The sequence below is a fragment of the Thermodesulfobacteriota bacterium genome (assembly GCA_039028315.1).
Lineage (GTDB): Bacteria > Desulfobacterota_D > UBA1144 > Nemesobacterales > UBA2774 > CR02bin9.
In genome coordinates, this window is the sequence record JBCCIH010000054.1 from 1 (window position 1) to 11886 (window position 11886).

Annotated in this window: 11 protein-coding genes; 10 read left to right on the top strand and 1 reads right to left on the bottom strand. The window is 41.2% G+C overall.

Annotated features, from left to right (window positions below; translation table 11 throughout):
• Window positions 1-112 precede the first annotated feature (112 nt).
• Both AAF462_04855 and AAF462_04860 read left to right on the top strand, forming a co-directional pair.
• Window positions 113-904: an SDR family oxidoreductase gene (locus AAF462_04855; protein MEM7008446.1), complete on the top strand. Its 792-nt coding sequence runs from the start codon at window positions 113-115 to the stop codon at window positions 902-904.
• Window position 905: 1 nt separating this feature from the next.
• Window positions 906-1421, top strand: a complete 516-nt coding sequence (locus AAF462_04860) for a helix-hairpin-helix domain-containing protein (GenBank protein MEM7008447.1) — start codon at window positions 906-908, stop codon at window positions 1419-1421.
• On the opposite strand, the gene AAF462_04865 is transcribed toward AAF462_04860, so the two are convergent.
• A complete protein-coding gene (locus AAF462_04865; GenBank protein MEM7008448.1) occupies window positions 1418-4066 on the bottom strand; it encodes a transglycosylase domain-containing protein in 2649 nt (882 codons plus the stop codon). The two genes, AAF462_04860 and AAF462_04865, sit on opposite strands and share 4 nt — an antisense overlap.
• A 110-nt stretch (window positions 4067-4176) precedes the next feature.
• Here AAF462_04865 and AAF462_04870 point away from each other — a divergent pair, with 110 nt between their 5' ends.
• The 8 genes from AAF462_04870 to AAF462_04905 form a co-directional block, all read left to right on the top strand.
• Window positions 4177-4383, top strand: a complete 207-nt coding sequence (locus AAF462_04870; protein ID MEM7008449.1) for a hypothetical protein — start codon at window positions 4177-4179, stop codon at window positions 4381-4383.
• Between the two features lie 36 nt (window positions 4384-4419).
• Window positions 4420-5361, top strand: coding sequence for a cysteine synthase A (gene cysK, locus AAF462_04875; protein MEM7008450.1), 942 nt, complete (start codon window positions 4420-4422; stop codon window positions 5359-5361).
• 130 nt (window positions 5362-5491) lie between these two features.
• Complete coding sequence (gene ftsH / locus AAF462_04880) at window positions 5492-7381, top strand: ATP-dependent zinc metalloprotease FtsH (protein ID MEM7008451.1); 1890 nt, start codon at window positions 5492-5494, stop codon at window positions 7379-7381.
• 100 nt (window positions 7382-7481) lie between these two features.
• Window positions 7482-8414: a dihydropteroate synthase gene (gene folP, locus AAF462_04885; protein ID MEM7008452.1), complete on the top strand. Its 933-nt coding sequence runs from the start codon at window positions 7482-7484 to the stop codon at window positions 8412-8414.
• A gap of 19 nt (window positions 8415-8433) precedes the next feature.
• Complete coding sequence (gene cdaA, locus AAF462_04890; GenBank protein ID MEM7008453.1) at window positions 8434-9249, top strand: diadenylate cyclase CdaA; 816 nt, start codon at window positions 8434-8436, stop codon at window positions 9247-9249.
• Between the two features lie 15 nt (window positions 9250-9264).
• Window positions 9265-10251 carry a CdaR family protein gene (locus tag AAF462_04895; protein MEM7008454.1) on the top strand — a complete coding sequence of 329 codons (987 nt, stop codon included), beginning with the start codon at window positions 9265-9267 and terminating at the stop codon, window positions 10249-10251.
• A gap of 18 nt (window positions 10252-10269) precedes the next feature.
• Window positions 10270-11643 (top strand): phosphoglucosamine mutase, encoded by a 1374-nt coding sequence (glmM, locus tag AAF462_04900; GenBank protein MEM7008455.1) that lies wholly within the window; start codon window positions 10270-10272, stop codon window positions 11641-11643.
• 4 nt (window positions 11644-11647) lie between these two features.
• Window positions 11648-11886, top strand: a 239-nt coding sequence (locus AAF462_04905; GenBank protein ID MEM7008456.1) for a pyridoxine 5'-phosphate synthase, incomplete at its 3' end; no start/stop codon positions are given.

The window sequence follows — 11886 nt, forward strand, 5'->3', positions numbered from 1 at the left end:
AGAAAAAGACACTAAAAAGGCTAAATCCAAAAAGAAGAAGTAATTCATTGTAATTTCCCGCCCTACTCTTTAAGATATCATTATAAATTAATCAACAGCTGTAAGGATAGCCATGGACTTAGGCATTAAAGACAAAGTAGCGATCGTAGCGGCATCAAGTAAAGGACTCGGCAAGGCCACAGCAATAGCGCTTGCTAACGAAGGCGTAAAGCTTACTATTTGCGCTCGTGATAGAGACACCCTTTTTAAAACCGCAGACAATATTATCGCCCAAACCTCTGCCGATGTGCTGCCGGTAGTTTGTGATGTTAGCAGCACGGAGCAAGTTAAGAACGTAGTCAATGAAACTATAAACAAATACTCCAGAGTGGACATCCTAGTTAACAATGCAGGAGGACCACCAACAGGCGAATTTTTGGATTTTTCATTGGAAGCTTGGCAAAAAGCAGTTGAGCTTAACCTGTATAGTGCAATCACATTTAGTAAAGAAGTAATACCCCATATGCAAAAAAATAAATGGGGCCGCATCATAAACATCACCTCCTATGCGGTCAAACAGCCCGTCGATGGGTTGATGCTGTCTAACACCGTTAGAGCCGGAATAGTCGGGCTTGCAAAAACTCTTTCTAATGAATTTGCTTCGGATAATATTTTAGTGAACAACATTTGCCCTGGAAGAATTCATACAGACCGTATTATCTTTCTCGCAAATGATAGAGCGCAAAAACTGGGAAAGGATATTGATCAGGTGATTGAGGAGATGGGAGAAGATGTTCCGGTCGGAAGAATCGGAAAACCAGAAGAGCTTGCAGCCCTAGCAGTATTTTTGGCCTCTGAGAAAGCTAGCTATATCACTGGAACAACAATTCAAGTAGACGGAGGGCTTACAAAGAGCCTTCTCTAAAATGTCACACGAAAAAAGTAAAAGAAATTCTGATGGAAGCTCCGTTCTTTATCTCGCCCTACTGTGCCTTCTATACTTTTTTCTTACCTCTAATTACTTGCCCTTTGGAAACGATGATGAGTTTAATCAAGATGATTTGATCTACGTTGAAATTTCAGAGGATGACTCATCAAAAGTAATAAGTGTCACAAATCCAGCTCAGCTTAAAGCATTGAAATCAAAACATAAGGTTACCCAAGACCTTAGATCTGGTGACAAAATCGTTATAGAAGGATATTCATCAATTGAGAAGATGAGCGGCTTAAAACGAATTTCGCTTGGTATTCCTATTGGCATTAATTCTGCGGAGCTAGAAGATTTGACTGCAATTCCTGGTATTGGCCCGCTGCTTGCCCAAAGCATCATTGATTATATATCTAACAAAGAGGAAATAGAGAGTATTGATGAGCTAGACAGCATTGAGGGTATAGGCAAGTATAAGCTGGAGTCGTTAAAGAGTCACACAACTATAGACTAACGATTCATAATAAAATCAATCTCGGTCTCGCTATCGTTTCTCTGCTGACCGTAATCCGTTGGATAGTATTCCATCGGCATTTCCTGCTCTATTCTAACGCTATGTCTGATAGAATCTAAAACGTCTTTCCTCAGAGAATCAACACTGTAGGGAATATTTCCATACGGCGTGCTTACAATCTGTATGCTTTCGGGTTTCCTAAATGAGCCACCGGGATATTCCGTGAGAGCTTCCTGCATATAGTCAACCCATATTGGAAGCGCTGCTCTTGATCCGGATTCTTTTTTTCCAAGGCTTTTGTGATCGTCCCTTCCAACCCAAACAGCTGTTGTGAGCCTTGGACTAAACCCTACAAACCATGCATCAGTGTAGTCATTGGTAGTTCCTGTTTTGCCGCCCACTGGGGCTAATTTAGTGAGTCCCAGAGCCCTCATCCCAGTGCCCTCTTTTACAACAGCTTGAAGAAGATCTGCCATAATAAAGGCCGTCTCAGGACTGATGGTCTGCTCAGCAGCCTCAGCAGAATTAAAGTCAACTGGGCCTTCTTTTATAAGTTCTAAAAACTCTTTCGGAGTTAAAAAGGAGTAACCACTGTCACCAAAAAAGTCGCTCGTATCCATTAAGATATCTTCTTTAAGTGACTCAAGATCAGAATCAGTGTCTCTGCCCTTTTCTTTTGCTAGCTGTTTGATTATATCAAGCCTCTTTTGCTCACGCTCAGCTTTTAGGCTCTCTTCTTGTGAAACGAATGTTCCGCCAGTATTGTCCTCAATAATCCTTCCGTTTCTATCATAAATTCGAAGAATGAACTGTGGCTCGACCAATTTCCCGCCCGATGCAAAAACATTATAAGCCTTTACAAGCTCTATCATTTTTAGATCCGTGCCGCCGAGAGCTAGTGATGGATAAGGATTTAACTTTGATGTAAACCCAAAGTTGTCTGAATAATCTACTACGTATGAGGGGTCAATCTCTAACATGATGCGTACGGTTGCTAAGTTTCTAGACTTTGCAAGGGCCTGTCTTAGAACTATTGCCCCTCGATATTCGCCGTCATAGTTCTGAGGCACCCAGTCCTTAACCGCAACCGGCATATCGTACAAAATAGAGGTTTCTGAAAAACCTTTATCAAGCGCTGCCGAATATACCATAGGCTTAAACGCTGAGCCCGGCTGCCTTAGGGCCTGTGTCGCCCTGTTAAACTGAGAGTTGCCAAAATCAAAACCTCCTGCCATGGCCAAAATATGCCCGTTTGTATCCATAGAAACCAGAGCCGCTTGAGCTACTGGATTTATATATAGTGAGAATCTATTTTTATTGTTCCGCTCACCTAAAGCTTTTACGCTAATGACATCTCCAACTTTAAATTCGACAGGTGAGACGCTTACGCCTTTAAGGGATTCGATGTCTTGGTAGCTAATCCCCTTACCTATGGGATTAGTCACAGTATATAAAAGACTACCGCTATCGTCCCCTACCCCGACTTGTGCCCGGTAGAACTGAATACCGTCTTCACTTTCTTTTTTAAGTTTGCTGACTTTTGTTATTACTCCGTCATAAATAGTGCCCTTTTCAACGCTCTGCACCTGCTGGGAGTCCCTGTACTTATCTATCGCGCCTTGAGTGCCAAGTTTTTTAGAAACAAGTTTTCGTCCGTGTCTGGATTCAAGGTTGAGAACTCCTCTTTTAACTGCCCATCTTGCCTCATTGTTAAGCTTTAAATCTAAAGTGGTGAATATCTTATAGCCGCCGTTTAAATAGGCCTCCGTTCCAACTTTGCTCTCTAGATATTTCCTGACATGCTCAACAAAGTATGGCGCCAGCTCATAATTAACCCTTTTTCTTGGAACAATTTCAATCTCGTATTCTAGCGCCTCTGCCCACTCGTCGTCTGTAATAAAACCCTCTTCATGCATCAGTTTAAGTACAGTTTTCTGACGCTCCAAAGCTCTGTTTAGGTGTTTTCTGGGAGAGAAATATTCAGGTTTTTTGGGAAGACCCGCTAAAAGGGCGGCCTGCGCAATATTGATGTCAATAGCAGACTTGCCAAAATAGTTCTGACTTGCCATCTCTACTCCGTATGTGCCGTCAGCCAAATATATATGGTTTAGATACAAAAACAGAATCTCTTCTTTTGATAAATTATTTTCTATTTCATGAGCTAGGATGGCCTCTTTAATCTTTCTGGAAAGAGTGCGCTCAGGGGTTAAAATGACATTTTTAATAACCTGCTGAGTAATTGTACTAGCTCCCCTCACCCAATCGCCCTCCTGGATGTTCTGCATCATAGCAGCCATGATACTCTTAATATCTACGCCTTCGTGCTCAAAGAACCGCCTATCTTCAATAGCAATAAATGCGTTTCTTATATGGGGTGGGATTTGCTCGTATCTAACAATTTTGCGCCTTTCAAACGCAAACTCACCTATCATCGTTCCGTCTGCAGAATATACTTCTGTAACTAGCTTAGGCTGATACCCTGTGATCACTGAGAGATCAGGAAGATCTTTTGTGTAATATTTGTAACCCGCATATAAGGTCAAAACCCCGGCTCCCGCAACGATTAGGCAAAATACGAGAAAATATAGCCAGAACTTGCTTTTCTTGGGTTTTGCTTTAAGTTTTTTAGTCTGTTTTTTAGCCATGAATATTAATATGTTCCGTTAAGAATTACCGGGTAAAGCTTAGAATTAATGATTATTATACCTGAGACAATGCTATTAAATAAACAAAAAAATAGGCTATCATTAATATTATGAGTGAATCAGAAAACATACAGAGCTTAGATACCTTCATCCGAAATGTGCAAAATCAAGAAGTTAAAGGCCTTTTGCTTAAGCTTAAAAACGAGATGAGAAAACCAGACGTCACATGGGAGTCAGTTAAGACAATCTTGTCCTCAATTGAGCAAAAAGACCCGGAATTAATGACCCAAACATTATCTATGCTAATAAAGGAATGATCTAAGAATTTAATTGGCGACTAAATCAAAACAACTATGAATTTGCAAAATGATGAGCTAAAAGTTGTAAATAACTTACTCGATCTTATCGGCAACACCCCTGTAATACGGCTTAACAATCTAATTGAGCCCAATTCTGCTGCACTTTGGGCTAAACTTGAAAATTTAAACCCTGCAGGAAGCATAAAAGAGAGAATCTGTCTAAGCATGATTGAGGCTGAAGAGAAAAATGGATCTATCAGCCCCGACAAGACTGTAATTATAGATGCCACAAGCGGTAATACAGGTATTGGACTCGCTTTGGTTTGCGCAATCAAGGGCTATAAACTCATTCTGACTATGCCTGATGACAAGAGCATGGAGAGAAGATTGCTTCTCGCGGCCTACGGCGCAGAGGTAGTTCTAACGCCTGCTGAAGAGCAAATGGAAGGCGCGATATCCAAAGCATTGGAAATTGCACAAGATACACCAAACTCCTTTATGCTGAATCAGTTTAGCAACTCAGAGAATGCGGCAACACACAAAGTCACAACAGGTAAAGAGATAATTGAGCAAGTACCAGGGAACATTGACGCATTTGTAGTTGGCGTAGGCACAGGAGGAACTATTACCGGCGCTGGGGAAATGCTTAAGGAGCATTATCCTGACATACTTCTTGTTGCAGTCGAACCCAAGGAATCGGCTGTTCTATCGGGCGGAGATGCTCATGTTCATGAGATACAGGGTATCGGAGCTGGTTTTGTGCCAGAAATCCTGACAATGGGCATTTATGATGAGATTATGCCGGTAAGCACCAAAGAAGCAAGGGAATTTACAAGAGAAATAGCTTTAAAAGAAGGAATATTAGTAGGTATTTCAGCCGGTGCTGCGGGATATGCAGCACAAAAAATAGCTCAAAGACTAGGTGAAGGGAAAAACGTAGTAACAATTTTTTGCGATACCGGTGAGAGATACTTAAGCACAGGGCTTTTCGATTAGGATCTAAAATTGCATAATTGGTCCTAATTGGTCTTTATAATTAAGGAATATTATTGAAAAGGCCCTATAACTATGCTATCATTTTCGATGTAGTTTTATGTTTTAATATCAATAATTACAAGAGGGAACTTTGAACAGTCAGTTATTTAAAAATTTAGTACTCTGGTTAGTGATATTTGTAGCAATCATAGCACTTTACCAACTAGTAAACACCCCAAGAACAGGATACGAGGAGATTCCATACAGTGAGTTTCTGACGAGCGTAGAAACTGGGGATGTAAAAGATGTTGTATTCAAAGGCGAGGAAATCAAGGGTGAATACACTGACTCTAGCGCTAGTGAAAACAAAAGTTTCAAAACAATTGGTCCTGCAAGTGATCAATTAATTGCAACACTTGAAGAAAAAGGCGTAACTTTTAAATTTGACGCAGATAGTGAAGGTTCATTAACCAGCATTCTACTAAACTGGGCCCCTCTTCTTTTACTAGTTGTTATTATGGTTTTCTTTATGCGCCAGCTCCAGGCGGGCGGCACAAAAGCTATGTCATTCGGCAAGAACAAAGCCCGTATGCTTAGCGAGAATCAAAACAAGACTACTTTTAAAGACGTAGCTGGAATTGATGAAGCTAAAGAAGAAGTACAAGAAATAGTAGAGTTTTTAAGAAGTCCTAAGAAATTTACAAAGCTTGGCGGCAGAATCCCTAAAGGCATATTGCTCGTTGGACCGCCGGGAACGGGTAAAACCTTGTTGGCAAAAGCGATTGCCGGTGAGGCGGGCGTTCCGTTCTTTATCATAAGCGGTAGTGATTTTGTAGAAATGTTTGTTGGAGTCGGAGCTTCACGAGTTAGAGATCTTTTTGTTCAGGCAAAACGCCATGCGCCCTGCATTATATTTGTAGACGAGCTTGACGCTGTTGGGCGTCATAGAGGCGCAGGTCTTGGCGGAGGTCATGACGAGAGAGAACAAACACTCAACCAGCTATTGGTTGAGATGGACGGATTTGAATCAAACGAGGGAATAATCGTTATGGCAGCAACGAACAGGCCAGACGTGTTAGACCCTGCTCTTCTTAGACCTGGAAGGTTTGACAGACAAGTTGTAGTGCCAAGACCAGACGTAAGAGGAAGAGAAGAAATTTTAAAAGTACATTCCAGAAACACGCCTATTGAAGATGAGGTTGATCTTTCTGTTATAGCCAGATCTACCCCTGGTTTTTCAGGTGCTGATCTAGAAAACCTTGTAAACGAATCTGCGCTTCATGCAGCAAGGTTCGGCAGGATGAAGATCACAATGGACGACTTTGAATATGCTAAAGATAAAGTGATTATGGGCGTTGAAAGAAAAAGCATGATAATCAGTGATTCAGAAAGAAAGATAACTGCCTATCATGAGGCAGGCCATGCGCTCGTTGCAAAACTTACCCCAGGCACAGATCCAATACACAAAGTAACAATTATCCCAAGGGGAATGGCCCTTGGTGTAACACAGCAGCTTCCTATTGAGGACCGATACACACTATCAAGAACAAACCTAAACGCAACCATAATGGTTCTTTTAGGGGGCAGAGCAGCTGAGGAGATTGTGTTCGGCGAGAGAACAAGCGGCGCTGGAAATGATCTAGAACGAGTAACAGAGATCGCTCGCAGAATGGTATGTGAGTGGGGGATGAGTGAAAAAGTAGGCCCTATAACCTTCGGAAAAGGTGATGAACAGGTCTTTTTGGGCAAGGAGATATCTAAGCAAAAAGACTATAGCGAGGTAACAGCAATAGAGATCGACAATGAGATCAAAACAATTGTTACCGGCAACTACGAGAAAGCTAAGAAGCTTCTTGAGGACGACATTGACCTTCTTCATAAAGTAGCCGAAGTTCTTTTAGACCAAGAAGTAATAGACGGTAAAGAGCTTGATGAGTTGATTAAAAACAACAAACCAGATAATTACCCGTCACCATGGGAAAACCCAATTAGTCCGGAAGGTTCCATGGCCTTTAGAGATAATAATATAAAAGATACTTAATCTGATTAAGCTGTTTTTTATTTCTTACTGGTAATCAAAGCTGTACCAATTAACAAAGAGTTACAACAAGTGGATTTATTTGGTAAACCGCACAAGGGAAATGGATATAGAGAAAAAAAAAGCTCCCATTTTAGACCCAAATATCAAAGTGGATAGGTCTGCACTTTTAAGCTCATCAGATTCAGATATGAAAAAGTCCATATTTAAATGCAAAGACCATGAGCTTGAAATAGGAGGGAAAACCTACGTTATGGGAGTGCTTAATCTGACTCCCGACTCATTTTATGACGGTGGGCGTTACACAGATTTAGACAAAGCGATCTTCCACGTAGAGCAAATGATTGAGCAAGGCGCCGATATTATAGATGTCGGCGGTGAGTCAACTAGACCTGGATCAAGCGGGGTAACCTTAGAAGAAGAATTGGATAGAACTATTCCTGCAATAAAGCAGATCAAAAATAATTTTGATACAATCATTTCGATTGATACTACAAAGTCTAAAGTTGCAAAAGAGGCTCTTTTGCAAGGAGCATCAATAGTAAATGATATAAGCGGGCTCAATTTTGATCCATTGATAGGTGACGTAGCTGCTGAATACAAAGCAGGAGTTATACTGACCCATACATCTTCTAAACCAATTGATATGCAGGAACATACTTCTTATGAATCGGTAATAGAGGATGTTATAAGAAGTTTAGAGCATTCTATCCATGCAGCGAAAGATTGTGGAGTGGATGATGACCGAATTGCAATTGATCCTGGGTTTGGTTTTGGAAAGACTGCAGAGCAAAACCTTACAATTTTAAAAAACTTACATGAGTTCAGTAAGCTTGAAAAACCAATACTAATTGGAACATCAAATAAGACCTTTATTGGAAAAACGCTAGACGCTGATATTGACTCTAGAACAGAAGGCACAGCCGCAACAATTGCGGTTGGGATATTAAATGGCGCTTCCATTATCAGGGTTCATGATATAGCTTATATGAGTAAGGTAAGTAAAATGGTGGATGCTATAAAAAACGCGAATTAAAGGAATATAGAGAAAGAAAATGTTTGAGACAATACTAAACTTTAGATACATATGGGATACGCTCGATATACTTCTTGTTGCGTTTATTATCTACTATGCACTGACAATGATAGAGGGAACAAGGGCTCTTCAAGTCCTTTTCGGACTGGTTTTACTATTTGTTCTATTTTATCTTTCTCAAGGCGGCCTATTTACTCTAAACTGGATCTTAGGGCAATTTCTGGGGTCTATCATACTTATTGTAGTAATACTGTTTCAACACGATATACGAAGAGGACTTGCGGCAATCGGAAGGCGGCCCTTTTTGTTAAATATATCGTCCGGCAAGACGAAAGAATCGTTTGTCGAGGAAGTTGTAAAGGCCTCAAGCTATCTAGCCAACAGACAAATTGGGGCCCTTATAGCCATAGAGAGAAATAACTCTCTTGCAGATTTTATTGAGATTGGCATGAGGATCGATTCTCTTTTATCTAGAGAGCTCATAATCAGCATTTTTAATCCCTCCTCCCCTCTTCATGACGGAGGAATAATTATTGTAAGGGACAGAATCGCCTCAGCGGGATCATTCTTTCCGCTTGTAACAGACCCTGATCTTGAGAGGGATTTGGGTACAAGACACAGAGCTGCAATCGGGCTGTCTGCCGAAACTGACGCGGTTGTGGTTGCAGTGTCGGAGGAGACAGGGAAAATGTCGCTTGCTATTGGAGGAGAGATTTCCAGGGGACTCGACGCGACCTCACTGCACAACGGGCTCTTAGATGCACTTGGAATAAAACGAAGCGTTAAAGTATCAAAGAAACAAAACCCTGCCCCCCAGGAGAGTGAGCAGGCTTAAACTTAGGAAACAATAATGGTTGACTGGCTAAAAAAACCGTTTCAGCACGGAGCTGATGAGGGAAAAAAGAAAACCCCGTTTTTTAATTTTAATAACATCGGGAAAAAAGTTCTTGCTCTTGTTATTGCCATATCACTTTGGCTGGTTGCAAATCTTCAGCACGATGTCGAAAAAAATATTGCCATAGATGTAAACTACGCCAATATTCCTCCCGGCCTAGTAGTGGTCAATAACCCGCCTCAGAAACTAAACTTAAGAGTAAGAGGCCCCAGGAGCCAGCTATCATCAGTTAGTGCTCAGAATATGCTATTCACTGTTGACCTATCAAACATAACAGACGGCATGTCGATGTTTGAAATAGGAACGGATCAGATCACTCCGCCAAGAGACGTGCAAGTAACCGGTATCAGTCCTGCTGAGATAAGAATAGAAACGGATCAGCTTGACGATAAGAAAGTTCAGGTAGAACCAAGCATAGGTCCGCCAGATGAGGGCTATGAGATAGTTGGCAAGCCGGAAGTCAGCCCTAAAACCGCAAGCATTGAAGGGCCACAGAATCTACTTTCTAAAATTAACAGCATAACAACAGATCCTGTTTCACTTGAAGGCGAGAAATCTAAATTCACCATCGAGGCTCCGCTTAGATCGCCCTACTCTATTGTAAATATTCTTGGTGATAATACGGTTAAAGTTACAATTGATCTTAAAGAAAGAACACTAGAGAAAGAATTTAATGACTTAAACATAAGTTATATAAACTTTGACGGGTTTGATTTTGAAACTAATGGAAACACTTCTACTGAGCTCACATTTGAAGGCCCATTTAGCATCATTAACAATCTAAGCAGCAATGACATAGAGCTATATGTTGATGGAAGCGACATATCAAATGCAACTACAGCTAAGAGCTTTAAACTAAAAGTCGGAGTCAATTACCCTAATAAAGATGTTTTAAAATTGACAAAGCAAAACCCAAAGACAATAGAGATAAAGCTTAATTAAATTGGAGAGGAAATTCATTTGAACAACAAAGCAAGACGTCTATTTGGCACAGACGGTATAAGGGGTTTAGCAAATCATGATCCCATGACTCCAGAAATAAGTTTAAAGCTTGGAAAATCTCTTACCTATATACTAAGGCAGAATAAAAAACCCTATTACAAACCAACTATAGTAATTGGCAAAGATACTAGACTATCGGGCTATATTTTTGAGCAAGCCCTGTCCTCAGGGATAGCATCCATGGGAGGCGAAGTTCTCTTAGTAGGGCCACTGCCCACCCCAGCAATTGCTTTTATTACAGCTAGCATGAGAGCGGACGCAGGGATTGTCATCTCAGCCTCTCATAACCCATATGAAGATAACGGTATTAAAATCTTTGATAGATACGGATTTAAACTTCCGGACGAAAAAGAGATGGAGATTGAAGAGCTTATCTATGAAGGCGAACAAAAGCTGATAAAGGCTTCCCCTGATGAGATCGGGAAAGCTTATAGAATAGATGACGCCCCGGGGAGATATGTAGTTTTTGCAAAGAACTCATTCCCCCAGAACTTAACTCTTGAAGGAATAAAAATAGTGCTGGACTGCGCAAATGGGGCAGCGTATAAAGTAGCGCCTATCATTTTTACTGAACTTGGAGCAGACGTAATCACAATTGGTGTAAATCCTAACGGGAAAAATATAAACACTGACTGCGGCTCTCTTAACCCAGCGCTTCTTAAAGAGAAGGTCTTAGAGACAGGAGCGGATCTCGGAATTGCTCTGGACGGCGATGCAGACAGGGTTATTTTTTGTGATGAGAAAGGCGAGATTGTAGACGGTGATAAAATAATTGCGATCTGCGCTCAGGAAATGATTGAAAAAGGAGCTCTTAAGGGCGGCAGTGTGGTTACTACTCTTATGAGCAATATGGCGCTTGAAAGATATATTAAAGAGCAGGGAGTTGAATTTGTAAGAACCCAGGTCGGTGACAGATACGTAGTTGAAGAGATGAGATCAAGGGGCGCAAACCTTGGCGGCGAGCAGTCTGGGCATATTATCTTTTTGGACCATACTACGACTGGAGACGGCACACTGGCCGCGCTACAGATACTGGGAATCATGAGAGCTAAAGAAAAGCCTCTTTCTGAGCTTTCTAATATATTTGAGCTCTATCCTCAGGTGCTTTTAAATGTGAGAGTTAGTAGCAAGAAGGACTTAAATGAAATCCCTGAGCTCTCAAAACAGGTAAAACAAAGTGAGGAGAAATTAAACGGAAAAGGTCGTATTAATATCAGATACTCCGGAACTGAACCTATATCGCGTGTTATGGTAGAAGGAGAGAACGATAAGCTAATAAATGAAATCGCATCAGAGCTGGCTGGAACAATAGAAAAAGAACTAGGGGTTTGATGATATGCCGAAACTAAATGTAAATATTGATCATGTAGCCACAGTAAGGCAAGCAAGGGGTACTGACGAGCCCGATCCGGTTCTTGCCGCCTATTTAGCAGAACTCGCAGGAGCCCACGGGATAGTGGTTCACCTTCGTGAAGATAGAAGGCACATTCAAGACCGTGATCTCTACATACTACGAGAAACAGTAAAGACAAAGCTTAATATGGAGATGGCGGCAACAAACGAGATGGTCCGAAT

What these genes read in the sequence shown, in the direction of transcription:
- AAF462_04870 (MEM7008449.1), top strand. Translation starts at nt 4,177, where the DNA reads ATGAGTGAATCAGAAAACATACAGAGCTTAGATACCTTCATCCGAAAT.
- cysK (MEM7008450.1), top strand. Translation starts at nt 4,420, where the DNA reads ATGAATTTGCAAAATGATGAGCTAAAAGTTGTAAATAACTTACTCGAT.
- cdaA (MEM7008453.1), top strand. Translation starts at nt 8,434, where the DNA reads ATGTTTGAGACAATACTAAACTTTAGATACATATGGGATACGCTCGAT.
- AAF462_04860 (MEM7008447.1), top strand. Translation starts at nt 906, where the DNA reads ATGTCACACGAAAAAAGTAAAAGAAATTCTGATGGAAGCTCCGTTCTT.
- folP (MEM7008452.1), top strand. Translation starts at nt 7,482, where the DNA reads ATGGATATAGAGAAAAAAAAAGCTCCCATTTTAGACCCAAATATCAAA.
- AAF462_04895 (MEM7008454.1), top strand. Translation starts at nt 9,265, where the DNA reads ATGGTTGACTGGCTAAAAAAACCGTTTCAGCACGGAGCTGATGAGGGA.
- AAF462_04865 (MEM7008448.1), bottom strand. Translation starts at nt 4,066, where the DNA reads ATGGCTAAAAAACAGACTAAAAAACTTAAAGCAAAACCCAAGAAAAGC.
- AAF462_04855 (MEM7008446.1), top strand. Translation starts at nt 113, where the DNA reads ATGGACTTAGGCATTAAAGACAAAGTAGCGATCGTAGCGGCATCAAGT.